Origin of the sequence: Caballeronia jiangsuensis, from assembly GCF_046030135.1 — a bacterium.
GTDB classification, from domain to species: Bacteria; Pseudomonadota; Gammaproteobacteria; order Burkholderiales; family Burkholderiaceae; genus Caballeronia; species Caballeronia jiangsuensis.
On the sequence record NZ_JAQQDB010000011.1, the window covers coordinates 36,123 to 59,984 of the forward strand.

Sequence of the window (23,862 nt, forward strand, 5' to 3'; positions counted from 1 at the left end):
GTCGAACGATGGTAATGCAGCGCATGCGAGCGTGTCGCCTGGCCGTTCGATAGAATCGAAAGCCTTCGCGTCCGATGGCATCATGTCCGGTCGCTTTCTCGTTTCACGCAATCTTCAAACGGCTTCTCTCGTGTCCGACTCGACTACCGCCTCCGCCGCCTGCGAATCCAATCCGACGCTCGCGCTGCATCGCAGCCTTCCACACGGCACGCGCGTCCGCGCGCGCTACGCGACGATGGCCGTCTTCTTCATCGCAGGCATGATGTACGCGTCGTGGGGCGTGCACGTGCCGACCGTGCGCGACAAGTTCGCGCTCAGCCCGGGCATGCTCTCGTTCGCGCTGCTCGCCGTCGCCGGCGGTTCGATCTTCGCGATGCTCACGGCCGGACCGTGGATCGCCCGGGCCGGCACGCGCACCGCCTGCCTTGCGGGCGGCATCACGATGATGATCTGCGGCTCGCTGATTCTGGTCACGCCCAATTTCTGGTTGCTGCTGATCGTCCTTGCGATCTTCGGCTTCGGCATGGCGACGCTCGACGTCGCGATGAACGCCGAAGCGAGCGCGGTCGAGCAGGCATTGAGTCGTCCGATCATGTCGTCGCTGCACGGCATGTTCAGCATCGGCGGCATGGCGGGCGCGGCCGTGGGCGGCGCGCTGCTCGCGCACGGACTCTCGCCCGCCGCGCATCTCGCGCTGGCATCGGGCATCAGTCTCGTCGTCCTGCTCGTTTCGATGCCCGCCGTGCTGCCGCACGTTCCTCATCACGACGAGCACGCGAAGGCGTCGTCGTCGAATCGCTGGCGTTCGGGCGCGCTGTGGGCGCTCGGCGGTCTCGCGCTGATCGCGCTGATCGCGGAAGGCGCAATGTACGACTGGGCCACCGTCTATATGCGCGACATCGTCGAGGCCACGCCGTCGGTGTCGAGCGCGGCCTACGCGGCGTTCTCCGGCGGCATGGCAGCCGGCCGCTTCGGCGGCGACGCGGTGCGCGCGCGTTTCGGCGCGCCGCAATTGATCTTCGGCAGCGCGGGTCTCGCGTTCATCGGCATGGTGATGGCGCTCGTGCTGCCGAACACCATCGTCACGATGACCGGCTTCACGCTGATGGGCCTCGGTCTCGCGAACATGATGCCAGTGCTCTTCGCGGCCGCGGCGCGCGTCGAAGGCGTCACGGCGGCCGAGGGACTCGCGCAGGTCGCGGGACTCGCGTACTTCGGCCTGCTGCTCGGGCCGGTGCTGATCGGCGGCGTCGCGCAGATCAGCACGCTGCCGATCGGCCTGTGCGTCGTGGCGGCGTGCTGCCTGGTCATCACCGCAATCGGGCCGCGCATTCTTAAGCGCTGGAAAATATAAAGCGCGCGGGCCTTTCGGCTCCGCGCGCTTCTTGAGACCGAAGTCCCGCGTCGATTACATCTTCACGACGTCGAGCAGCGTCTTCTTGCCGCCCTTGTAGTTGTACAGCGAGATCACGCCGTGCTTCAGGTCGCCCTTCGAATCGAAGGTCGTCTGGCCGATCACGCCCTTGTAGTCCGTGTTCGGCATTGCGGCGACGATCTTGGCCGGATCGGTCGAGTTCGCGCGCTTCATCGCGTCGACGATGATGTACACCGCGTCATACGTGAACGGCGCGTAGATCTGGATCGGCTGGCCGAAGCGCTTCTGGAACTTGTCCGCGAACGCCTTGCCGCCGTCCATCTTTTCGAGCGCCATGCCCGCTTCCGAGCACACGACGTTGTCGGTTGCGTCGCCTGCCAGATCTGACAGCTTCTCGGTACAGACGCCGTCACCCGCGAGAACCTTCGCGCGCAGGCCGAGTTGCTTCGCCTGCTTGGCGAACGGGCCGCCGGTCGCGTCCATGCCGCCGTACATCACGGCGTCGGGGTTTTCGCCCTTGATCTTGGTCAGAATGGCGCGGAAGTCGACAGCCTTGTCGTTGGTCGCGTCATGCGAGATCACCTTCAGGCCGAGCGACTTGGCGGTCTTCTCGAATTCGTTCGCGAGACCCTGGCCGTACGCGGTCGAATCATCGACGACGGCAACGGTCTTCACCTTCAGTTGCTTCGCCGCGTAGTTGGCGAGCGCCGGGCCTTGCTGCGCATCGGTCGCGACGACGCGATACGTCGTCTTGAAGCCTTGCTGCGTGTAGGTCGGGTTCGTCGCCGACGGGGAAATCTGCACGATGCCCGCGTCGCTGTAAATCTTCGAAGCCGGAATGGACGTACCCGAGTTCAGGTGACCGACAACGCCGACGACCTTGTCATCCACGAGCTTCTGTGCGACCTGAGTTGCCGTACGCGGGTCGGCCGCGTCATCCTGCGCGTCGAGTTCCAGCGTGATCTTCTGGCCGCCGATCGTCAGACCCTTGGCGTTGATCTCTTCGACTGCGAGCCGCGCGCCGTTTTCGTTATCCTTGCCCAGGTGAGCAATGCCGCCGGTCAGCGGAGCGACGTGACCGATCTTGACGACCTGGTCGGCTGCTGCGGACGTTGCCAACGTAGCGAACAGCACGGCTGCAGCGCTGATCGGCAACAGTTTGTGAAGCTTGGTGTTCATGTAAGTCTCCAGTTTCGGTCCCAAAAACAACGTAATCGCCCTGTGCCCCGTCTTTCATCACGATCGCTCAGTCCCGTGGACGACCACGCCGGATGCATCGTCATGCACTTGGCAAGTCCTTCCGGCAGGCCGTTCGTGGCAGCCGCCATCCGCACTGCGCGCAAGTGTAGGGTTGTCAAATTAATTTAGGGAAGTTTTTTAAGATACTGGTGTCACTACCAATTAACGGCTAGTTGTGATGCGCCGCCATTTGTGGTGGTGTTCGCGCGAAGACGCCCTGTACATGCGGGTTTCCGCGACATCGGCGCGCAAAGGTTTGACCGTCATTCAAGTTTGACAGGCGCGCGCCGATAATCCCCGCCCGCCGGCATCATTAGCCTGTTTATTAAGGCTTCTTTCAGCTTGCGTTTAGATCGATGCCTCTAAAAACCGGCCACGCGTCAAACCGCGTGCCAAGCGCGCGCGGGCGTTCAGGGCGACTGAAAGGGAAAGCTGGCAAACTCACCCGGCCAACCTATTTACAAACGCAAGGAGTATCGACGTGACCGTATCCGTGACTTCCCGCTGGATCGACATTCCGGCCGATGGCGACAGCTTCCAGGGCTATCTCGCGCTGCCCAAGACAGGCACCGGACCCGCCGTGATCATCCTGCAGGAGATCTTCGGCGTGAACGCGCACATTCGCAGCGTCGCCGATCAATATGCCGCCGATGGCTATGTCGCGCTCGCGCCCGATGTCTTCTGGCGCACGCAGCCGCGCGTCGAGCTGGGTTACGAAGGCGCGGATCGCGAAAAGGCGATGGAACTGCTGCAAAAGACCAAGCTCGATACCGCGGTCGCCGATGTCGGCGCAGCCGCGAAGGCGCTGCGCGCGCTACCCGAGGTGACGGGCAAGATTGCGGCGATCGGCTATTGCTTCGGCGGCCGGCTCGCGTATCTCGCGGCGGCGCAGGGTTCGGTGGATGTGGCGGTGGCCTACTACGGCGGCGGCATCCAGAACGCGCTGGATAAAGCCGATCAAGTGAAGGTTCCGATGCAGTTCCACTACGGCGAACTCGACGCGCACATTCCCGCCGATGCGGTGGACGCCGTGCGTCAGAAATTCGCTGGCCGTGAGAATTCGGAACTCTACGTTTATGCGCAGGCCGATCACGGCTTCAACTGCGGCGATCGCGCATCGTACAACGCCAAGGCTTCAGCGCTCGCGCACGGGCGCACGCTGAGCTTCCTCGGCGAGCGCCTGTAATCGACCGCTATGGCGAGCGCGCCCGCACGGGGCGCTCGCTATATCAGTGCGGGCAAGCCTTCGACGAGGAGAAATGCCGCAAGCACGCCGAGCAGCGCGCCGAACACACGCAGCGCGTTGTTCTTGAAATGCGTCGCGCATGGAATGGCCCCGAGGAAGAGCGCGCCAGCGAGCGCCATCGGGATGATCAGGATGAAATCGCCGATCGTGAAGTACGTCATAGTGCGTCTCCCATCGTCTTGCTTTCTGGCTGCGATCGTCGCGCGTTGAAACCTGCATCGACGATTCGAGTATAGGCGTCTCTGTCGAAGACGTCGGCCGATCTTCGTGCGATGGGAGACCTGCCCGATATACGAAAGCCTTGCGTAACAAGGATTTAGAGGCGGATCTTTTTAAGCGGGCGCGGAAAACCCTTAGCTTCGTTCCATTTCAACCGGCTTTCGATTCTCAGACGAAGGTCGCGCGCTCGCGCCGATTCAGGTAAGCCGCGCCCGCGAGCCCGACAAGCAGCAGCGCGCCGATCAGCCCGGCCACGCCCGTCCATCCGAACGCGGTCCAGAAGTGGCCGCCATACGATCCGATCACACTCGACCCGACGTAATAAGCGAGCAGATAAAGCGCCGCCGCCTGCCCTTTGGCCTGCGCGGCGAGACGCCCGACCCAACTGCTCGCGACCGCGTGGCCCGCGAAGAACCCGAACGTCAAACACGCGATTCCGGCGATGATCACCGCCAACGCACTCGACATCGTCAGCGCAATGCCGAGCATCATCAGCACGAGACTCGCGATCAGCACGCGGCCGCGTCCGAAGGCATCGGCCATCTTGCCGGACCACGGCGACGCGACGACGCCCGTCAGATACACCGTGAAGATCGCGCCGATCTGGGTCTGATTCAACTGAAACGGCGCGCCGAGCAGCCGGTAGCCGACGTAGTTATAGAGCGTGACGAAGCAGCCCATCAGCACGAAGCCGATGAGAAACAGGAACGGCAAACCGCCGTGTCGCAGGTGACCGGCAAGCGAGCGCCGATGATGCGCAAACCCGACACCGCGCCGGGGCTTGAACCGTCGCGACGGCGGCAAGAGAGAGCGGAACGCGAACGTGGCGAGCAAACCCAGCAGCCCGATGCCGCCGATCGCGACGCGCCAGCCGAAGAGATCCGCGAGGATGCCGCTGATCACCCGCCCGGCCATTCCGCCGATGGCCGTCCCGCCGACATAGAGGCCCATCGCGAGACCGAGGCCTTCCGGATGCACTTCCTCCGCGAGATACGCCATCGCGACGGCGGGCACGCCGCCGAGCGCGAAGCCTTCGAGCGCGCGCACGACGAGCAGCGCGTGCCAGTCGGGCAACACGGCTGCGACGACCGTCAGCACCGACGATGCAAGCAGCGAAAGTGTCATCAAACGATGGCGGCTCCAGCTTTCCGAAACGAATCCCGCGATGAAGATCGCAATCGCGAGCGCCGCCGTGCTCACCGACACCGTGAGTGCGCTGACCGCCGGACTGACGCCGAACGCCTTCGTGAACTCGGGAAGCAGCGGCTGCACGCAATACAGCAGCGAGAACGTCGCATAGCCGGCGAACAGCAGCGCGAGCGATGCACGCCAGTAGGCGCGCGAACCGCGTTCGAGATACGGCGCGGCGTCGGCGGTCCGGTCTGCGTTGTCGTCGGCGTTGGGGCGCTGCGGCGCCGGTGATGCGTTCACGAATGAAGTCTCCGCTGAAAAACATTCGACGATACGCCGATCCTAAGGGTTTTGCCTAATGCGACACACGCATTTCGCCGACGATCACCAGTAATTAGTGCTAGCCGTCTGCGATCGGCAACATAACGAGGCGAATGGCGTCGCGCCGACGCGTCGCGATGCGCTAAAGTAAGAGCACAATCGTTCATGAAAGCCGCGCATGTCGCGCTTCCCGCAGCAAAAGACGCGGCGATTGTCTGGGTGCACGAGCCGTTAAAAGCCTGTGCTTGGTGAAATATATGACCGGCGTTTTATCCTCAGCCGGCGTTGAAACGGGGATTCATCATGCAAATCGGTTCGATTGTCCGCTCTGTGCATATTGCCGTGCCTCAAGGGGCGCGCGGCATCGTGATGCGCATTCTCGGTGACATGGCGATGGTCGCCTGGTACGCGGGCGAGCCCGGCGTGACCCAGTTGCTCAACACGGAGCCGTTCTTCCTCGAAGACCTGATCGACACGGGCGATGTTGTGCGCCCGTCGAACACGGTCGTGCATTGAACGGCGCCGCATCGCATTGATGTAATGATGCCGCCCGCGCGAAGGCCGGGCACAATGCCGGGATGAACTCGATCCATCCCGATTCCCAGGGCGCGCCCGCTGACGACGCGCCGCCCTTCTCCGGCCTCACGCCCGAGCGCGTGCTCGATGCGCTCGACAGCGTGCTGCTTCCCACGGGCACGCGCACCGATGGCCGCCTGCTACCCCTCAACAGCTACGAAAACCGCGTGTATCAGGTGGGCGTCGAAGACGGCGCGCCGGTGGTCGCCAAGTTTTATCGTCCCAAGCGCTGGTCGAATGCGGCCATTCTCGAAGAGCACGCGTTCGTCGCCGAGCTAGTCGCGCGCGAAATTCCGGCAGTTCCGGCACGCGTGCTCGAAGGCGCGACGCTGCACGAATTCGAGGGTTTTCGGTTTTCGATCTTCGAGCGGCGCGGCGGACGCGCGCCCGATCTCGACCGCAGCGATACGCTCGAATGGCTCGGGCGCTTCATCGGGCGTATTCATGCGGTGGGCGGGATCGAGCCTTATCGCGAGCGGCCGACGCTGGATATCGACACTTTCGGCCACGAGCCGCGCGACTTTCTGCTGACGCACGCCTTCGTCCCGAACGATGTGCGCGAAGCCTGGGAAACCGTCGTATCGATGGCGCTGGAAGGCGTCGCGCATTGCTTCGACCGTGCGGGCGACGTGCGGCATTTGCGCGTGCACGGCGACTGTCATCCGAGCAATGTGCTGTGGACCGACGCGGGTCCGCATTTCGTCGATTTCGACGATAGCCGCATGGCCCCGGCGATCCAGGATTTATGGCTACTGCTGCCCGCCGGACGTGCGGACGCATCGCGCGCGCTCACGGATTTGCTCGCCGGCTACGAAGACTTCTGCGAGTTCGATCCGCGCGAGCTGCATCTGGTCGAAGCCTTGCGCACGCTGCGGCTGATCCACTATTCCGCGTGGCTCGCGCGGCGCTGGAACGATCCGGCGTTTCCCGCCGCCTTCCCGTGGTTCAACACGCAGCGCTATTGGGAAGACCGCATCCTCGAATTGCGCGAGCAAGTCGGCGCGATGCAGGAAGGGCCGCTCTGGCCCGTCTGAAATTTTTCGTGACAATCACGAACTGTCAGGCAACCGCAAAGCATTGAAAAGTGCTTTTGCGCATGTAATGATAACAATTCTCATTTGCCCGCCTTTCGTCGATCGCTGCGCGTTCATTCGCGACTAGCCGATCGGGGCGCGGCTTTGCTTGCCAACGCCCGAATTCTGGAGAGACGCGTGAACGCGCCTGAAACCCTCAATCCGCAGTCGCCCACGACGAGCGGCCCGACGCACTATCGTCCGCATGGGCGCCTCATCGACGATGCCGAGCAATTCGTGCGCAAAAACCGCTCGCGCCGCTCGACGTTTCTGAAGTGGCTGCGCAAGGTGCACGGCTGGATCGGTTTGTGGGGCGCGCTGCTCGGCCTGCTGTTCGGGACGACGGGCTTTCTGCTGAATCATCGCGCGCCGCCGCTGCGCATTTCCACCGGCGAGCCGCAGGTTTCGCAGATGCAGATGCCGCTGCCCGCCGACGGCTTCAAGACGCCGCGCGACATGGGCGCGTGGCTGAAGAAGGAATTGAAGATCGAAGGCAATCTCGGGCGCACGCGTCGCGAGCCGGCGCATCCGGTCGGTTGGGGCGACAAGACCACGATGCAGCCGGAGCAATGGTCGGTGATGGTCGCATCGCCGGGCGGCAGCGTGATGGCCGAGTATTGGGTGGGCAATAACTTCGTGTCGGTGAAACGCACCGAAAACACCTTCCTCGCGATGATGACCAACCTGCACAAGGGCGTGGGGCTCAGCGTGGGCTGGGTGCTGCTCATCGATACATTCGCGGGCAGCATCATTCTGCTTTCACTGACGGGTGTGCTGCTGTGGACGGAGTTGAACAAGAAACGCACGGCGGGCGTGGTGATCGTGGCGGCATCGCTGATCGCGGCGATTGTTTGCGGGTTGATGTGAGCGATCCGGCCTGTCGCGCCGACCATTTCGGTGACCTCACCGAAATGGTCGGCGCGGCTTGGATTCATGGCGCCGGATCGTCGCTTGCGCCCTGCCTCTGCTGATCCAGGGATCTCTTCTGTGCCCGCTCGACCTGCTGAATGCTCGACTGAGGCGTGGGCAGTGCCTCGGGCATTGTTCCGCCGAGTTCACGAATAGTCTGGCGCACCTTCGAGCCGACTTGAAAGTGCGTGTCATTGGCGTTCTGCTTGCCGCTGACCCCGTCGCGCCGCAACTTGTCTTCTGTCTGGGTGGCACGGAACAGATTGGCGGCAAGTTCAGTGCTGCCCATATGGTCCAAGATCTTCTGGCTTTTCTTGAGCCCTTTTCTCCCGTGAAGGTCTCTGGCGCCGAGGCCACCGTAGAGCCCCTCGTAGCCGTGGTCCTGAAATATTGCGTAGTCGAGTGTCGTCTCCACTCCGGCCGCGCGCGCCGCCGCACCAAGCGCCTTGTTGTGATGAGCCAGCTCTCCGCGAAGCATCAAGCGACGCTGATCCTCCGACATGCCCGAAAATGCCTTCTCGTCGCCAAGTTCCTGACGGCGCGTCTGAAGCGCAAAGTACGTCTGACCATTCGCGATCACCAGCTTCGATGGATCGCCGTTCTGAACGATCAAATAACACGCGTACCTCGACAGGGTGACATCGGACACCGGCCGCTTCGCGCCGGACCCTAGCCGGACCATTTTGGTGGCGTCACCAAAATGGTCCGCTACTCGATGCCCGGATCGCTCGCACGCGATCCGGGCCTTCTCGATTACCTGAGCAAAGTTTCGCCAGTCCTGATAGTCCAGCAACGGTGAAAGGTCGCGCGCGAACCAGAATTCGCTGTCGTCCGCGCTAGTTTGCTTGATGCTTTCGAATGTCCCGTGATGATCTGCTGCAATGGTCTCTCTGTCAGCCATGCTCTGTCTCCCGATGATTGCGGCCCGACTTCGAGCCGTACTGCGCGATGGCAGTCGGGCATGACTCTAAGCGTCAACGAGAGGCAGATCTTCACGGGAATTCCGAATGTTTCGATATGAGACTTTGTTGGTCTCTCCGAGCCTGTAGGTCAGCGGAACATCAACCGCGTTGCGCCTTCTTCCCCCGGTTATGCCGCGTAAGCCACAAATAAAGCCCGCTCCCCAGCACGACGATCGTCAGCACATCGAACGCCGCCCAGAAAATCTTGAGCGGCATCCCGCCGAAATCGCCGAAATGCAGCGGCTGCGAGCCGAGCAGCACCTTCAGATACCACGGCAGTTCACGTGCGTCGGTGAGCGCGCCCGTCGATGCGTCGACGAGCACCGGCCGCAGCATGCGCGTCGTAAGGATGCCGTCGCCGCGCATCCACACGGCATAGTGATGCGGGCTGGCAAAACGCGTCCCCGGAAACGCGACGAACGACGGAATCATGTCCGGCGCGACCTGCCGCGCGGTCTTCACGGCGTCATCGACGGAAGCGCGCACGGTCACCGGTGGCTGTCCCCGATACGGCGCGACCATCTGCGCGAGCTGGTCGTTGCGCCACGCTTCGAGCATCAGATCGGCGAGCGTGTTGATCGACCCGGTCGCGCCGACGAGCAACGCCCACGCGAGCGTCAACATGCCGATCGCGTTATGCCAGTCGAGCCAGACGACACGCCGCTTCTTCTTCAGACGCACGCGCCCCAGTCCGACCTTGCGCCAGAACGGCAGATACACGACGACGCCCGACACGATCGCGGCAAGAAACACGACGCCCATCGCGCCGAGAAAGAGCTTGCCGAAGAGCCCGGCGAACATGTCGACGTGCAACTTCAGCAGAACGAACTTGAGCGAGCCTTTGCCTGGCGGCATGCCGAGCGGCCGCGCGGTACGTGCGTCGACGGTCGTGCTCAACGTATCGTCGGGCGGCGTGTCGGCGTGCGGCGCCGTGACGACGATCGGCAAGAGCGGGTCGTCCGGCTCCCAGATCATGTATTGCGGCACATGGCCGGGATGCTGCGCGAGCGCGGCGCGCAGCACGGCGTCGTAGCTCGCGCGCGCATTTGCCTGCGATGCGGGCAGCTCGGGCGCTTCGATCGCATCGCCGGTAAGGATGTCGAGCTCGTGGCCGAACACGAGCGGCAGCCCGGTCAGACACAGCAGCAACATGAACGCCGTGCACACGAGACTCGTCCAGCGATGCACGATCGACCATATGCGCAGCGCGCGCTGGCTCATGTGGCGCTTCGCCGTGTGTTCGTCCGCGACGCGAGGCGATGCGGCCGACGCGACAGCGCGCCGGTCGTCGCCGGTCAAAACCTTGCCGCGCATTCGATGAAGACGTTGAACTGAGAGGAAAAGGCTTCGCGTCGGCCGATCCGGCCGAGCAAATGAGAACGATTGTTATATAGCCGTGCGACGCGCACTCAGACGCCGCACACCTCGCTTTTCCCCGCGACCTCGCGCGCCGCCTTCGCGCCTTCGACCTGAAGCAGTTCGGGCAACGACACGCCGTTCTTCGCCGCCGTCACCTCCGCGAGGATCGACACGGCGATCTCCGGCGGCGTCCTGCTGCCGATATAGATTCCCACCGGCCCGTGCAGCCGCGCGAGCTCGGCTTCGCTCAGATCGAACTCCTTCAGACGCTCGCGACGCGCCGCGTTATTGCGCCGCGAACCGAGCGCGCCGACGTAGAACGCGGGCGTCTTCAACGCTTCCATCAACGCGAGATCGTCGAGTTTGGGATCGTGCGTGAGCGCGATCACCGCGCAGCGCTCGTCGAGCTTCATGTCCATGACGGTGTCGTCGGGCATGGAGCGCACGATCGTCGTGCCCGGCACGTTCCACTCTTCCGTGTATTCCTCGCGCGGATCGCAGACGGTGACCTGATAGTCCAGCCCGACCGCGATGCTGCACAGATAGCGCGACAACTGCCCCGCGCCGATCACCAGCATGCGATAGCGCGGACCGTGAATCGTCAGGAGCCGCTCGTCATCGAAAAGCACGCCATCGGTGGCTTGCGCGGGTTCGAGGCGCACGCCGCCTGTCGCCATGTCGAGAATGCGCGCGACGAGCCTGCCGCTCTCGACCGTCGCGCACAGCTCGGCGATGCCACTCGACATCGTCAAAGGTTCCAGCACAAGCTGGATCGTGCCGCCGCACGGCAGGCCGAAGCGATGCGCTTCTTCCGCGCTGATGCCGTACTTCACCGCCTCCGGCTTCGTCTGCTCGATGCCCCGCCGCCGCACGCGATCGATGAGATCGTCCTCGATACATCCGCCCGACACCGAGCCGACGACGTGACCATCGCCTCGCACGGCGAGCATCGCGCCTTCGGGCCGCGGCGACGAGCCCCACGTCTTCACCACCGTCACGAGCAACACGCGATGTCCCTCTTCGAGCCATCGCGCGCTGTTCTTCAGGACTTCGAGATCCACGCTGTCCATGATTTCTTCCCTTTCTCCTGCCCTTCCTGCACTTCTCCGCCGTTTTCATCGGCGGCGGCTGCATCCTGTGATTCCGGCGCGCCCTGCAACTGCGCGCCGAACCGCTTGAAAAATTCACCCGCAATCTTACGCGCCGCGCCGTCGACGAGCCGGGAGCCGATTTGCGCGAGCTTGCCGCCGACCTGCGCGTTCGCACTGTAGCTGAGCTTCGTCGTGTCGGCCTCGTCGCCGGGTTCGAGGTTCACGGTCGCGCTGCCCTTGCTGAAGCCGGCCGCGCCGCCCTGCCCTTCGAACACGATCGTGTAAGTATGCGGAGCATCGATATTCGTCAGCTCCATTCTGCCCTTGAAGCGCGCCTTCACCGGTCCGACCGCCGCCGTCATCGCGACGTTGTAGGCATTCTCGCCGTCGGCGTCGATGCTGTCGCAGCCCGGAATGCAGGCCTTCAGGATCGACGTGTCGTTGAGCGCTTCCCACGCGCGCGCCTGCGGCACCGGCAACGTGTGTGTTTCGGTCAGTTCCATCGCGGTGCTCCCAGAGGCTTGTGTTGCGACAGGACGGCGAGTTCGCGGCCCACGGCGCCGAGGCTGTCGAGGTTATGGGCCGCGAGCATCGCATCGACGTGCGGCAGGATCGCGCGCACGCCTCGCGCGCGCGGCGTGAAATCGGCGAAGCGCAACAGCGGATTGAGCCACACGAGCCGATACGCAAAGCGTCTGAGTCGCTGCATCTCGGCGTCGAGCACGTCGATGGCTTCGTGATCGAGGCCATCGGTGACGAGCAGCACCGTCGCCCGACCTGCCAGCACGCGGCGCGCCCAGCGTCGATTGAACTCCGCAAGCGTCGCGCCGATGCGCGTGCCGCCCGACCAGTCCGCCACGTTCTGCCCGAGCGCCGCGATGGCGACATCGGGATCGCGTTCGCGCAATGCGCGCGTCGCGTTGGTCAGGCGCGTGCCGAACAGGAATACCTGCAGGCGCTCGCGCGACTGCAAAAGCGCGTGGCAGAAGTAGAGCACGGCGCGCGAGTACGCGCTCATCGACCCGGATATGTCGAGCAGCAAGACGAGCGGCGGCCTGCGCTCGACCGCCGCGCGATACTTCCACACGGTCCAGTCGCCGCCCGAGCGCACGGCATGACGCGCGGTCGCCTTGAGATCGGCGTGCGTGCCGCGCGATGCCGCCTTCAGCCTGCGCGTAGGCTCGGTCGCGAGCGGCATGCGGTGCGCGCGGATCTGATGCCGCAGCGTGCGCCATTCGTCGGCGCTGAGCGTATCGAAATCGCGGTGACTCAGCCGTTCCTGCGAACTGAACGTGATGCGCGCGTGCGCCTCTTCCGGCTTCGATTCCGACGCCTGCGCCTTCGATGCCGCGGCGCGCGCCGCCAGCGCATCGGCGAGACGGTTGTTGCGCTTCGGCGGCGGTATGCCGCCCTTCACCTTCGGCAGCAACAGCGCGCGCAGCTTGCCTTCCCAATCGGGATCGCGCCAGAAGAGATCGAACGCGGCGTCGAAGATATCGCGTTCGTCGCTCGCGTGAACGAGCAGGCACGCGAGCGTCGCGCGCACGTCGTCGCGGCGGTTCAGATCGACGAAGCGCAGCGCATCGAGCGCGTCCACCGCGTGAGCGGGCGACATGCCGAGACCCGCGCCCCGCAGGAGCCTCACGAAATGCACGACGTTGCGGGCGAACGGTTGCATCGTCATGGCGTGGCGGAGAGGCAGTGCGCGAGCGTGTCGGCGTCCATGCGCGCGAGATCGTCCTGATACTTCAGCAGCACGCCGAGCGTGTCCTGCACCGATTGCGGATCGAGCTCCGACACCGACAGCGCCGCGAGCGCGCGGCACCAGTCGATCGTCTCCGCGACGCCCGGCGCCTTGAACAGATCCAGCGTGCGCAACGCGTGCACGAACTCGACGGCGCGCTTCTGCAAAGCCTGCCCCGCTTCCGGCGCGCGCGCCGCGACGATCGCGAGTTCCACGTCCCGCTCGGGATAACCGATCCACTGATAGAGACAGCGGCGCTTCAACGCATCGTGGACTTCGCGCGTGCGGTTCGACGTCATCACGACGAGCGGCGGCCGCGCCGCGCGCACCGTGCCGTACTCCGGGATCGATACCTGAAAGTCCGACAGCAATTCGAGCAGGAACGCTTCGAACGGCTCGTCGGCGCGATCGATTTCGTCGATCAGCAACACGCGGCGCGCGTCGGGATTCGCGGGATCGGGCAGCAACGCCTGAAGCAAGGGACGCTTCAGCAGAAACTCGCCGCGATACAGCGAATCGTTCGACGGCGTTTCACCCGATGCCTCCGCGAGCCGCAGCGCCATGATCTGCCGCGGATAGTCCCACTCGTAGAGCGCGCTCGCCGTATCGAGGCCTTCGTAACATTGCAGGCGCAACAACGTGGTGCCGCACAGGCCCGCCGCCGCTTTCGCGAGCTCGGTCTTGCCGACGCCCGGCTCGCCTTCGAGAAACAGCGGCCGCTGCATCCTGAACGCGAGAAAGAGCGCCGTCGCGAGCTCGCGGTTCGCGAAGTACTGATGCTCGCGCAAACGCGCGAGCGTATCGTCGATGGAAGCGGGCTCGCCCTGCATCGCGATCAGAAGGACATCGCGCGCTCGATCGCGCGGCCCGCGAGCACCGGAATCAGATGCGCGCGATATTCGGCGCTCGCGTGCATGTCCGAGTTCAGTTCGTCGGGCAGGATCTTGACGCCGCGCGCCGATGCCACCGAAAAGTCCTTCGACAACGCCGCTTCCAGCTCGGCCGGCCGAAACACCGACGACGCCGCGCCCGTCACGCCGACGCGCACGCCATCCTTGAACTTCGCGACGAACACGCCGACGAGCGCGAAGTGCGACGCGGGATTGCGAAACTTCTCGTAGCCCGCGCGCTCGGCGAGCGGAAACTCGACGGCCGTGATGAGTTCATCGGGTTCGAGCGCGGTCGTGTACATGTCGATGAAGAAATCGTCCGCGCCGATGCGCCGCCTGTCCGTCACGACGGTCGCGTTGAGCGCGAGCACGGCGGACGGATAGCACGCCGCCGGATCGTCGTTCGCGAGCGAGCCGCCGATCGTGCCGCGCTCGCGCACCTGTCGATCGCCGATACGGCTCGCGAGGTCCGCGAGGCCCGGCAGCGCCTTTTTCACGTCGGCGTTCGACGCGACGTCCGCATGGCACACCGCGCCGCCGATGGTGAGTTTGCCGCCATCGAGCGTGACGCTTTTCATCGACGCGATGCGCGTCACGTCGATCAGCGCCGACGGCTGCGCGAGACGCAGGCGCATCGTCGGCAGAAGGCTCTGGCCGCCCGCGAGAAACTTGGCGTCGCCGTCCGCGCCGAGCGCCGCGACTGCCGCTTTCGCTTCGTCGGCCTTTTGATAGTCGAATGAATACATGTCGGGCCCCTCAGGCGTTTTGAGCAGCGTTGTGCATCGCAGTCCAGACGCGGTGCGGCGTCGCGGGCATCTGCAAATCCTTCACGCCGACCGGCGCGAGCGCGTCGAGAATCGCGTTGATCACCGCCGGCGGCGAGCCGATCGCGCCCGCCTCGCCGCAACCCTTCACGCCGAGCGGGTTATGCGTGCAGGGCGTGCCCTTCGCGGTTTCGACGGTGAAGCTCGGCAGATCGATCGCGTGCGGCATCGCGTAATCCATGAACGAGCCGGAGAGCAACTGGCCGGTGCTGTCGTCGTAGACGCAGCGTTCGAGCATCGCCTGGCCGATGCCCTGTCCCAGGCCGCCATGCACCTGTCCTTCGACGATCATCGGGTTGATCACGTTGCCGAAGTCATCGACCGCCGTGAATTTCTGGATGCGCGTTTCGCCCGTGTCCTGATCGACTTCGACTTCGCACACATACGCACCGGACGGATAGGTGAAGTTGGTCGGATCGTAGAACGCGTTTTCGTTGAGGCCCGGCTCCATCGTTTCGAGCGGGAAGTTGTGCGGCACGTAGGCGGCGAGCGATACATCGACGAAGGTCTTCGTGCGATCCGTGCCCGCGACGCTGAATATGCCGTTCTTGAACTCGATGTCCTCCGCCGCCGCTTCGAGCAGATGCGCGGCGATCTTCTTCGCCTTCGCTTCGACCTTGTCGAGCGCCTTCATGATCGCCGAGCCGCCGACTGAGATCGAGCGCGAGCCGTACGTGCCCATGCCGAACGGAATGCGGCCGGTGTCGCCGTGAATGATCTCGACGTTCTCGATCGAGACGCCGAGCCGGTCCGCGACGACCTGCGCGAAAGTCGTTTCGTGCCCTTGCCCGTGACTATGCGAGCCGGTGAAGACCGTGACCGAGCCGGTCGGATGAACGCGCACTTCGCCCGCTTCGAAGAGGCCCGCACGCGCGCCCAGCGCGCCCGCCACGTTCGACGGCGCGAGCCCGCAAGCCTCGATGTAGCACGAGTAACCGATGCCGCGGAGCTTGCCGTTCTTCTTCGATTCTTCCTTGCGCGCCGCGAAGCCTTTCACATCGGCGAGTTCCAGCGCGCGATCGAGACACGCGTCGTAATCGCCGGTGTCGTAGGTGAGACCGACCGGCGTCGCGTACGGAAACTCGCGGATGAAGTTGCGGCGGCGCAATTCGACCGGATCGATGTTCAGCTCGCGCGCCGCCGTTTCCACGAGGCGTTCGACGACATACGTCGCTTCCGGACGGCCCGCGCCGCGATATGCATCGACGGGCACCGTGTTCGTGAACACGGCTTTGACTTCGGCGTAGATCGCGGGTGTCGTGTACTGACCGGCGAGCAGCGTTGCATAGAGCACGGTCGGAATCGACGATGCGAACGTCGACAGATACGCGCCCATGTTCGCCGTCGTGTGCACGCGCATGCCGATGAACTTGCCGTCCTTGTCCAGCGCGAGCTCGGCCTTGGTCACGTGATCGCGGCCATGCGCGTCGGAGAGGAATGCTTCGGAACGCTCGGCGGTCCACTTGATCGGCCGCCCGACCTTCTTCGATGCCCACGTCAGCGCTACATCTTCCGGATACAGGAAAATCTTCGAGCCGAAGCCGCCGCCCACGTCCGGCGCGATCACGCGCAGTTTCGATTCCGGCAGTTGCAGCACGAACGCCGCCATCAGCAAACGCTCGACGTGCGGATTCTGATTCGCGACATAGACCGTGTAGCTGTCGTCGTGCCTCGAATAGCTCGCGTTGACGGCGCGCGGCTCGATCGCGTTCGGCACGAGGCGCTGGTTCACGATATCGAGCGTCGTCACGTGCGCGGCCTGCGCAAACGCGGCGTCGGTCTTCGCCTTGTCGCCGTGGCCCCAGTTGTAGCAGACGTTGTTCGGCACGCTGTCGTGCACGAGCGGCCGGCCGGCATCCGATGCGCTTCCGGTATCGACGGTCGCGGGCAGTTCTTCGTAGTCGACTTCGATCAGTTCGAGCGCATCCTTCGCCTCCTTCACCGATTCCGCGACGACGAGCGCCACCTGATCGCCCACATGCAGCACCTTGTCGTGCGCGATGACGGGATGCGGCGGCTCGTGCATCGGCGAGCCGTCGGTGCTGTGGATGAGCCAGCCGCACGGCAGGCCGCCGACGTTCTCGCCCGCCATGTCCTTGCCGGTGAAAATGCCGATCACGCCCGGCGACTTCATCGCGGCATCGATATCGATGCGCTTGATCCTCGCGTGCGCATGCGGCGAGCGCAGGAATACGCCGTAGCTTTGCTGCGGCATGACGACATCGTCGGTGTACTGACCCGCGCCCGTCAGGAAGCGATAGTCTTCCTTGCGTTTGACGCCGGCGCCGATCAATTTCTGTTGCTCAGGGGCATTCATCGCGGTCTCCTGTTCAAGGCGCGATTCATCGTTTTCGGGAGAGAGTCTGGGTGGCGTCAGGCGCTGGATTTCATCGCCTGCGCGCCCTGGAGAACCGCTTTCACGATGTTGTGATACCCCGTGCAGCGACACAGATTGCCGTCGAGCTGTTCGCGCACGTCTTCCTCGGAAAGATCGGGCGATTGCGTGGCGAGTGCGCACGCGCTCATCACCATGCCGGGCGTACAGAAGCCGCACTGCAAACCGTGACATTCCTTGAAGGCCGCCTGCATCGGATGAAGCTGGCCGTCTTTCGCCATGCCTTCGATGGTCGTCACGCTCATGCCGTCCGCCTGCGCGGCGAGGATATTGCACGACTTGATCGCGCGGCCGTCGAGATGAACGGTGCACGCGCCGCACTGCGCGGTGTCGCAGCCGATATGCGTGCCGGTGAGCCTGAGTTGATCGCGGAGAAACTGGACGAGAAGCAGATGCGGTTCGACGGTGGCGGTCACGGATTTCCCGTTGACCGTCAGGCTGATGCTGAGCGCCATTTTCACTGTCTCCTAGGGGATGACCAGCTTCACGCCACGCACCGCCTACTGCCGCCGTGAGCGTTCAGCCGGATTTGGTGTTATGTGTTTGTGACATCGAGTAAAACACAAATCGGCGGGCCTCGCTATCGGCGCGAACGTCCGTCCCATATTCACGGAAACTCGGCCGCAAAAGCAAAGCGCCGCCTCTCGGGCGGCGCTTTCGCGAGGAACAACGACGCTCAGTGCGTCACGGTTTCACGCTTCTTCTGCGTGGCGGAGGCGGCGACGGCGTGCGGCGCTTCGAGCGGCGCGCGTCCGAGCACGGAGTGTCGGCGCGAGTACGCGAAGTAGATCGCGAGGCCGATCACCAGCCACACCGCGAACGCGATCCACGTCATCGCCTGAAGATTCGCCATCAGGAACAGGCACGACGCCACGGCAAGAACGGGCACCACCGGCACGCCCGGGCAGCGGAACGCGCGCGGCAGTTCCGGATGCGTGCGGCGCAGGATCAGCACGGCGATGGAGACCATCGAGAACGCGGCGAGCGTGCCGATGTTGATCAGCTCGGCGAGCACGTTGAGCGGCACGAGCGCGCCGATCAGCCCGAAGAAGATGCCGACGATCCATGTCGTGAAGAACGGCGTCGCGAAGCGCGGATGCACCTTCGACAGCCGCGCGGGCAAAAGGCCGTCGCGCGACATCGCGTAGATGACGCGCGTCTGGCCGTAGCTCATCACGAGAATCACGGTGAGCATGCCGAGCACGGCGCCGAGATCGATGAAGCCCGCGACCCAGTTCTGTCCCGCCATTTGAAGCGCGAACGAGACCGGATGCGGATTATTCGCAAACTGCGCCGCCGGCACGATGCCGGTCACGACAGCCGCGACCGCCACGTACAGCACCGCGCACACCGCGAGCGACGAGATGATGCCGATCGGCAGATCGCGCTTCGGATTCTTCACTTCCTCCGCCGCCGACGACACCGAATCGAAGCCGATGAACGCGAAGAACATCACCGCCGCCGCACCGAACACGCCGGACCAGCCGTGCGGCATGAACGGATGCCAGTTCGCCGGCTTGACATGGAATACGCCCACGGCGATCACGAGCAGCACGACCGTCACCTTGATCGCGACCATGATGTTGTTGATGCGCGTGGATTCCTTCACACCGACTGACAGCAGCGCCGTGATCGCCATCATCACGAGAAACGCGGGCAGGTTGAAGAGCGTCGCGTGGCCGGGCAGCGCGCCGGGCGCGGCGGACAGCGCCGTCGGCAGCGAAATTCCGAAGCCCGACAGCAGCGATTGCAGATAGCCCGACCATCCGACCGACACCGCCGACGTCGCGAGCCCGTACTCGAGCATCAGATCCCAGCCGATGATCCACGCCGCGAGTTCGCCGAGCGTCGCGTACGAATAGGTGTAGATGGAGCCGGCGACGGGAATCGTCGAGGAAAATTCGGCGTACGCGAGGGCGGCGAAACAGCACGCGATCGCCGCGACGATGAACGAAATCATGAGCGCCGGACCGGCTTGCACGGCGCCGGTGCCGGTCAGCACGAAAATCCCCGTGCCGATGATGGCCCCGATCCCGAGAAACGTCAGATCGAGGGCGCCGAGCGTCTTCTTGAGCGACGTGCTGTGCGCGCCGGCCAGCATGTGCTCGATATTTTTCTTGCGGAACAACGACATTGCGATGAGTCTCCTTCTGGCGCGCGCGGGCGCCCGGCTGCGGGAAAACCCGACATTTTATCGGAGACTCGAAGATTGCCCGGTTATCGGGCACGCGACGCAATGTTGCGGTGATTTGCTACAAATTTATCTCATTTAAGATAAAAATTATCCCGCGATCGCCGGGTTCATATCGACGAGACGGTTGCTCATCACATAGAACGTAAGCTCGGCGTTATTGGCGAGCTTCATCTTCTCCAACAACCGCGCGCGATAAACGCTCACCGTTTTAACCGAAAGCGATAAAGCATGCGCGATATCAGTCAGCCGCTTTCCCGACGCCAGCATGCAAAGCGTCTGATATTCGCGGTCCGAAAGCTTTTCGTGCGGAAGACGGTCGGTGTCGAGCGAAACGTAGGTCGCGAGCGCTTCGGCCATTTCCGGACTCACATACTTGCGGCCCGCCGCGACCTGCTGGATCGCGCCGATCATCAGTGCGGGGTCCGCCGTCTTCGACAAATAACCCGACGCGCCCGCCTTTAGCGCGCGGACCGCGTACTGGTCCTCCCGGTACATCGAGAACATGAGCACGGGCAAACGCGGGTTCTCGCGCTTGAGACGCTTGAGCACGTCGATACCGTTGACGTCCGGCAGCGAGATATCGAGCATCGCGACGTCGAGCGGACGGCGGGCGGCCAGCGCGAGCGCCTGCATGCCGGTCTCAGCCTCGGACACTTCGGATGCAACGCCGCGTTCCAGCAGCAATTGCGCGACGCCGCGGCGCACGATGGCGTGGTCGTCGGCGAGCAGAATTCGGAGCATCGCGGGCGGCCTCAGGCGCTGAACACGTGCAGCGAGCCGAGCGTGAAAAGACCTGGACGCGCCGCGGACCACGGCAGACGCGCGCGCACGCATGCGCCGACGGGCTTCGCCGCCGCGACGCGCAGAGTGCCGCCGAGCGCCTCGCAACGCGCGCGCATCCCCGAGAGACCGAAGCGTCCGCTCTTGCGCCGCGCGGCCGCGCTGATGCCGACGCCGTCGTCGGTGACGGTGAGCGTCACGCCCTGGCCGTCGAGCGAAACGGTCACGCTTGCGTGCGCGGACTGTGCGTGGCGCGCGACGTTGCCGAGCGCTTCCTGCATCACGCGAAAGAGCGCGAGCGACATGTCGTGAGACATGCGATCCAGCCGCGCATCCTCCGGACAGGAGAAATCGACCGAAATCGCCGTGCGGGCGCCGAAGCTCGCGATCCAGTCGTTGAGCGTGGCGGCGAAGTTCGCGTCGAAAGCCGGCGTCTGAAGCCCTTCGACGATCCGATGGCTTGTCTCGCAGACTTCCGCAAGCGCCGCGCGCGCCTGAAGCAGCGCGTCGCCGAACGCGGCGGGCGCGTCGGTGGGCAGGCGATGCTCGGCGCGCGCGAGCGCGAGACTGGCGACGGTGAGCGCGGCGCCGGTTCCGTCATGGAAATCCTGTGCAAGCGCCTGACGCGCGCGCTCTTCCGTGACGGCGAGCAGCGCGGCGAGTTCCTGGACGCGGGCGGTGAGGCGCTGAATCTGACGATCACCCTTGAGCTTGGCGTCGATCAGCGCGGAATACGGAGAGGCAAACGACGCGCCGGAGCGTTCCGGCAACGGTGACGGAACCCCGCGCAGCGGGGCGCGGCGAATCGGGCTCTCATCGAGCGTGATCGTGGCCGACGGATTCATTCACTATCCTCGCGTTGAGCGCAACTGGAGCTACGTCCTCGGCAAACTCACGAGAGGCGTAACTGAATTTACACTCTGTAACATCGATGACGGACTACACGGGCGTGCGCGCCGTCTCAGCGTAAACGGATCATATCTCAAAAATATTATAAATCCATGTCCGACAAGGCTTCGACGGGCGAACTTCATGTCGTTTACCAAGTTCGCTGCATCTAATGCTTAGGAAAAACACTTACTGGCGACCGCCAATTTGTAACAAGGTGCATTTGGCGCGAGCGAAAAAAAAACCGGAGCGCGAGGCTCCGGTCTTTTTGCAAAGGTGCTGTCGTATCGACTCAGCCGACGAACGCCTTTTCCACGACATAGTGGCCAGGATGGTTGTTACTGCCTTCCTGGAAGCCCATCGAGTCGAGCAACTCGCGGGTGTCGCGGAGCATGTGCGGGCTGCCGCAGAGCATCACGCGATCGTTTTCGATCGAGAACGGCTCGAGCGCGAGATCGGCGAACAGTTTCTTCGTCTCGATCAGATCGGTGATGCGGCCGCGGTTCGCGAATTCTTCGCGCGTGACCGTCGGGTAATACACGAGCTTCTCGGAGACGATTTCGCCGATATGCTCGTGCGCCGGAAGGTGCTCGGTGATGAAATCCTTGTACGCGAGTTCATCGACGAAACGGCAGGTGTGCGTCAGCACGATCTTTTCGTAGCGGTCGTAGACGTCCGGATCCTTGATGATCGACATGAACGGCGCGAGGCCGGTGCCGGTCGACAGCAGCCACAGCGTCCTGCCGGGGAGCAGGTTGTCGGCGACGAGCGTGCCCGTCGGCTTCTTGCCGATCAGCACCGAATCGCCCACTTTCAAATGTTGCAGGCGCGAGGTGAGCGGGCCGTCGGGAACCTTGATGCTCAGAAATTCGAGATGCTCTTCGTAGTTCGCGCTCGCGAGGCTGTAGGCGCGCAGAAGCGGTTTGCCCTCGACTTCGAGACCCACCATCGTGAACTGGCCGTTCTCAAAGCGGAACGAGCTGTCGCGGGTGCAGGTGAAACTGAAAAGCGTGTCGGTCCAGTGGTGGACGCTCAGAACGGTTTGAGAATTAAGGTTGCTCATGGCTTCTTGAACTGTGCTCTAACTGTGCGAAAGCGGTGACGCTCTGACGCTCGCGGCTGATTGCAGCCGATGCCACGCCGGGCCGGCGTCGAACATAAAGGGCGCTACGAGGGCGCTGCGCTGCCCGAACAGGACGATCGAATGGTGAAGGTTGCCGATTTGACCCGAAACCCGAGATTCGAAGACAGCGTTTCACGCCGCGCCATGCGTGAAGATCGCGCAAAAAACCAGACAGCCCGGCGCAATCGGCTATTTTAACCCGATAGTCGTTTCGCGGTCCGAACGTCGTTTCGGCGGCAAAGGCGCGCACGTGCGCCTCGTGGGCGAACGTGCGTGCTGAAGAAATGCGCTTTCGGCTGGCTGCGCGGACGGCGGCCTGAATTGGCTGCGATCGCAATCGCTGCCGACAAGCCGCCGAGCCCGCATGATAGCAACGGATGCCGTCCTATCCCGAAATACCCTTCTGCCGAAAGGCTCGGCGCGTCAGACGCGTTGATCCGTCGAAGGCTTTTCCCACAGGTTGATGCCGCCTTCCTGCGCGTGCTGGTCGATCTCCGCGAGCTCTTCCTTCGTGAACTCGAGGTTCTTCAGCGCGCCGACGTTCTCCGCGACCTGTTCCGGCCGGCTCGCACCGATCAGCACCGAGGTGACGCGTCCGCCGCGCAGCGCCCACGCGAGCGCCATCTGGGCGAGGCTCTGGCCGCGCTTCTGGGCGAGCTCGTCGAGCTTGCGCACGTGCGCGAGGTTCGCGTCACTCAGATGCTCCTGCTTGAGCGAGCCGCCGCCCGGCTTGTTCACGCGTGCGTCCTGCGGCACGCCGTTCAGGTATTTGCTCGTCAGCAGGCCTTGCGCGAGCGGCGTGAACGCGATGCTGCCGGCACCGACATCGTCGAGCGTGTCGAGCAGTTCCTCCTCGATCCACCGGTTCAGCATGTTGTACGACGGCTGATGGATCAGGAGCGGCACCTTGTGCTCGGCGAGCAGCTTGGCCATTTCACGCGTCTTCGTCGCCGAATACGACGAGATGCCGACGTAGAGCGCCTTGCCCGAATGCACGGCGGTCGCGAGGGCGCCGGCGGTTTCTTCGAGCGGCGTGTCGGCGTCGAAGCGGTGCGAGTAGAAAATATCGACGTAATCGAGGCCCATGCGCTTCAGGCTCTGGTCCAGGCTCGCGAGCACGTATTTGCGCGAACCGCCGCCCTGACCGTACGGACCGGGCCACATATCCCAGCCCGCTTTCGACGAAATCAGCAATTCGTCGCGATACGGCCGGAAGTCGTCCTTGAAAATGCGCCCGAAGTTCGCCTCTGCGCTGCCGTACGGCGGGCCGTAGTTGTTCGCGAGATCGAAATGGGTGACGCCGAGATCGAACGCGGCGCGAAGAATGTCGCGTTGCGTGGAGATCGGCGTGGTATCGCCGAAGTTATGCCACAAACCGAGCGACAACGCGGGCAACTTCAACCCGCTCTTGCCGCAGGTGCGGTATTGCATCTGCGTATATCGCTCGGACGCTGCTTCGTAGGCCATGACGGATTTCCTCTGCGGATTGCTAATTGATCGGACGGCGACCGACAGGAAACGAG

The 23,862-nt window shown here is 63.9% G+C and carries 22 protein-coding genes; 5 read left to right on the plus strand and 17 right to left on the minus strand.

The features are described 5' to 3' along the window. The first annotated feature begins 130 nt into the window (after positions 1-130). Entirely contained in the window at positions 131-1,354 is a 1,224-nt protein-coding gene (locus PQR08_RS13575) for an MFS transporter (protein ID WP_408161442.1), read from the plus strand. 54 nt (positions 1,355-1,408) lie between these two features. Here the strand turns inward: PQR08_RS13575 and PQR08_RS13580 are convergent, their stop codons facing one another. Next, positions 1,409-2,554 carry a branched-chain amino acid ABC transporter substrate-binding protein gene (locus PQR08_RS13580; RefSeq protein ID WP_035499507.1) on the minus strand — a complete coding sequence of 382 codons (1,146 nt, stop codon included), beginning with the start codon at positions 2,552-2,554 and terminating at the stop codon, positions 1,409-1,411. Positions 2,555-3,095: 541 nt separating this feature from the next. Here PQR08_RS13580 and PQR08_RS13585 point away from each other — a divergent pair. After that, a complete protein-coding gene (locus PQR08_RS13585; protein ID WP_408161444.1) occupies positions 3,096-3,800 on the plus strand; it encodes a dienelactone hydrolase family protein in 705 nt (234 codons plus the stop codon). A gap of 38 nt (positions 3,801-3,838) precedes the next feature. Here the strand turns inward: PQR08_RS13585 and PQR08_RS13590 are convergent, their stop codons facing one another. Continuing rightward, positions 3,839-4,021 (minus strand): hypothetical protein, encoded by a 183-nt coding sequence (locus PQR08_RS13590; protein WP_016346751.1) that lies wholly within the window; start codon positions 4,019-4,021, stop codon positions 3,839-3,841. A gap of 226 nt (positions 4,022-4,247) precedes the next feature. Then, entirely contained in the window at positions 4,248-5,510 is a 1,263-nt protein-coding gene (locus PQR08_RS13595; protein WP_408161446.1) for an MFS transporter, read from the minus strand. A 324-nt stretch (positions 5,511-5,834) separates the two neighbouring features. Between PQR08_RS13595 and PQR08_RS13600 the strand changes: the two genes are divergently transcribed. The 3 genes from PQR08_RS13600 to PQR08_RS13610 all read left to right on the plus strand — a co-directional run bounded on the left by PQR08_RS13600 (position 5,835) and on the right by PQR08_RS13610 (position 8,047). After that, positions 5,835-6,047: a hypothetical protein gene (locus PQR08_RS13600; protein WP_014192763.1), complete on the plus strand. Its 213-nt coding sequence runs from the start codon at positions 5,835-5,837 to the stop codon at positions 6,045-6,047. Between the two features lie 62 nt (positions 6,048-6,109). After that, positions 6,110-7,141 carry a serine/threonine protein kinase gene (locus PQR08_RS13605; RefSeq protein ID WP_187608150.1) on the plus strand — a complete coding sequence of 344 codons (1,032 nt, stop codon included), beginning with the start codon at positions 6,110-6,112 and terminating at the stop codon, positions 7,139-7,141. Positions 7,142-7,318: 177 nt separating this feature from the next. Continuing rightward, positions 7,319-8,047: a PepSY-associated TM helix domain-containing protein gene (locus tag PQR08_RS13610; RefSeq protein WP_408161448.1), complete on the plus strand. Its 729-nt coding sequence runs from the start codon at positions 7,319-7,321 to the stop codon at positions 8,045-8,047. Positions 8,048-8,111: 64 nt separating this feature from the next. On the opposite strand, the gene dinD is transcribed toward PQR08_RS13610, so the two are convergent. The 14 genes from dinD to mgrA form a co-directional block, all read right to left on the minus strand. Next, positions 8,112-8,990, minus strand: a complete 879-nt coding sequence (dinD, locus tag PQR08_RS13615; RefSeq protein ID WP_408161450.1) for a DNA damage-inducible protein D — start codon at positions 8,988-8,990, stop codon at positions 8,112-8,114. A 160-nt stretch (positions 8,991-9,150) separates the two neighbouring features. Further along, positions 9,151-10,365, minus strand: a complete 1,215-nt coding sequence (locus tag PQR08_RS13620) for a PepSY-associated TM helix domain-containing protein (protein ID WP_408161452.1) — start codon at positions 10,363-10,365, stop codon at positions 9,151-9,153. 95 nt (positions 10,366-10,460) lie between these two features. Further along, positions 10,461-11,480 carry an XdhC family protein gene (locus PQR08_RS13625; protein WP_408161454.1) on the minus strand — a complete coding sequence of 340 codons (1,020 nt, stop codon included), beginning with the start codon at positions 11,478-11,480 and terminating at the stop codon, positions 10,461-10,463. After that, positions 11,453-12,004: an SRPBCC family protein gene (locus PQR08_RS13630; protein ID WP_187608147.1), complete on the minus strand. Its 552-nt coding sequence runs from the start codon at positions 12,002-12,004 to the stop codon at positions 11,453-11,455. Before PQR08_RS13630 ends, PQR08_RS13625 begins: the two co-directional genes overlap by 28 nt. Beyond that, positions 11,995-13,185 (minus strand): vWA domain-containing protein, encoded by a 1,191-nt coding sequence (locus PQR08_RS13635; RefSeq protein ID WP_408161455.1) that lies wholly within the window; start codon positions 13,183-13,185, stop codon positions 11,995-11,997. Before PQR08_RS13635 ends, PQR08_RS13630 begins: the two co-directional genes overlap by 10 nt. Beyond that, positions 13,182-14,075, minus strand: a complete 894-nt coding sequence (locus tag PQR08_RS13640) for an AAA family ATPase (RefSeq protein ID WP_187608145.1) — start codon at positions 14,073-14,075, stop codon at positions 13,182-13,184. Before PQR08_RS13640 ends, PQR08_RS13635 begins: the two co-directional genes overlap by 4 nt. 5 nt (positions 14,076-14,080) lie before the next feature. After that, positions 14,081-14,881 (minus strand): FAD binding domain-containing protein, encoded by an 801-nt coding sequence (locus PQR08_RS13645; RefSeq protein WP_408161457.1) that lies wholly within the window; start codon positions 14,879-14,881, stop codon positions 14,081-14,083. 10 nt (positions 14,882-14,891) lie between these two features. Beyond that, on the minus strand, positions 14,892-17,276 hold the full coding sequence (locus PQR08_RS13650) for a xanthine dehydrogenase family protein molybdopterin-binding subunit (RefSeq protein ID WP_408161459.1): 2,385 nt from the start codon (positions 17,274-17,276) through the stop codon (positions 14,892-14,894). A 56-nt stretch (positions 17,277-17,332) separates the two neighbouring features. Beyond that, positions 17,333-17,809, minus strand: a complete 477-nt coding sequence (locus PQR08_RS13655; RefSeq protein ID WP_187608142.1) for a (2Fe-2S)-binding protein — start codon at positions 17,807-17,809, stop codon at positions 17,333-17,335. A gap of 221 nt (positions 17,810-18,030) precedes the next feature. Further along, positions 18,031-19,488, minus strand: a complete 1,458-nt coding sequence (gene bcaP, locus PQR08_RS13660) for a branched-chain amino acid transporter BcaP (RefSeq protein WP_273591687.1) — start codon at positions 19,486-19,488, stop codon at positions 18,031-18,033. A 147-nt stretch (positions 19,489-19,635) separates the two neighbouring features. Then, on the minus strand, positions 19,636-20,289 hold the full coding sequence (gene rqpR / locus PQR08_RS13665) for a response regulator transcription factor RqpR (RefSeq protein WP_408161461.1): 654 nt from the start codon (positions 20,287-20,289) through the stop codon (positions 19,636-19,638). 11 nt (positions 20,290-20,300) lie between these two features. Beyond that, positions 20,301-21,173 carry a sensor histidine kinase gene (locus tag PQR08_RS13670; protein ID WP_408161463.1) on the minus strand — a complete coding sequence of 291 codons (873 nt, stop codon included), beginning with the start codon at positions 21,171-21,173 and terminating at the stop codon, positions 20,301-20,303. 335 nt (positions 21,174-21,508) lie between these two features. Continuing rightward, entirely contained in the window at positions 21,509-22,279 is a 771-nt protein-coding gene (locus tag PQR08_RS13675; protein ID WP_371880410.1) for a ferredoxin--NADP reductase, read from the minus strand. Between the two features lie 483 nt (positions 22,280-22,762). Beyond that, positions 22,763-23,806, minus strand: a complete 1,044-nt coding sequence (mgrA, locus tag PQR08_RS13680) for an L-glyceraldehyde 3-phosphate reductase (RefSeq protein WP_408161466.1) — start codon at positions 23,804-23,806, stop codon at positions 22,763-22,765. Positions 23,807-23,862: the final 56 nt, after the last annotated feature.

Excerpts from the sequence above, each read along its gene's own strand:
- PQR08_RS13580 (WP_035499507.1), bottom strand. The coding sequence starts at position 2,554 with ATGAACACCAAGCTTCACAAACTGTTGCCGATCAGCGCTGCAGCCGTG.
- PQR08_RS13590 (WP_016346751.1), bottom strand. The coding sequence starts at position 4,021 with ATGACGTACTTCACGATCGGCGATTTCATCCTGATCATCCCGATGGCG.
- PQR08_RS13600 (WP_014192763.1), top strand. The coding sequence starts at position 5,835 with ATGCAAATCGGTTCGATTGTCCGCTCTGTGCATATTGCCGTGCCTCAA.
- PQR08_RS13605 (WP_187608150.1), top strand. The coding sequence starts at position 6,110 with ATGAACTCGATCCATCCCGATTCCCAGGGCGCGCCCGCTGACGACGCG.
- dinD (WP_408161450.1), bottom strand. The coding sequence starts at position 8,990 with ATGGCTGACAGAGAGACCATTGCAGCAGATCATCACGGGACATTCGAA.
- PQR08_RS13620 (WP_408161452.1), bottom strand. The coding sequence starts at position 10,365 with ATGCGCGGCAAGGTTTTGACCGGCGACGACCGGCGCGCTGTCGCGTCG.
- PQR08_RS13625 (WP_408161454.1), bottom strand. The coding sequence starts at position 11,480 with ATGGACAGCGTGGATCTCGAAGTCCTGAAGAACAGCGCGCGATGGCTC.
- PQR08_RS13630 (WP_187608147.1), bottom strand. The coding sequence starts at position 12,004 with ATGGAACTGACCGAAACACACACGTTGCCGGTGCCGCAGGCGCGCGCG.
- PQR08_RS13635 (WP_408161455.1), bottom strand. The coding sequence starts at position 13,185 with ATGACGATGCAACCGTTCGCCCGCAACGTCGTGCATTTCGTGAGGCTC.
- PQR08_RS13640 (WP_187608145.1), bottom strand. The coding sequence starts at position 14,075 with ATGCAGGGCGAGCCCGCTTCCATCGACGATACGCTCGCGCGTTTGCGC.
- PQR08_RS13645 (WP_408161457.1), bottom strand. The coding sequence starts at position 14,881 with ATGTATTCATTCGACTATCAAAAGGCCGACGAAGCGAAAGCGGCAGTC.
- PQR08_RS13650 (WP_408161459.1), bottom strand. The coding sequence starts at position 17,276 with ATGAATGCCCCTGAGCAACAGAAATTGATCGGCGCCGGCGTCAAACGC.
- PQR08_RS13655 (WP_187608142.1), bottom strand. The coding sequence starts at position 17,809 with ATGGCGCTCAGCATCAGCCTGACGGTCAACGGGAAATCCGTGACCGCC.
- bcaP (WP_273591687.1), bottom strand. The coding sequence starts at position 19,488 with ATGTCGTTGTTCCGCAAGAAAAATATCGAGCACATGCTGGCCGGCGCG.
- rqpR (WP_408161461.1), bottom strand. The coding sequence starts at position 20,289 with ATGCTCCGAATTCTGCTCGCCGACGACCACGCCATCGTGCGCCGCGGC.
- PQR08_RS13670 (WP_408161463.1), bottom strand. The coding sequence starts at position 21,173 with ATGAATCCGTCGGCCACGATCACGCTCGATGAGAGCCCGATTCGCCGC.
- PQR08_RS13675 (WP_371880410.1), bottom strand. The coding sequence starts at position 22,279 with ATGAGCAACCTTAATTCTCAAACCGTTCTGAGCGTCCACCACTGGACC.
- mgrA (WP_408161466.1), bottom strand. The coding sequence starts at position 23,806 with ATGGCCTACGAAGCAGCGTCCGAGCGATATACGCAGATGCAATACCGC.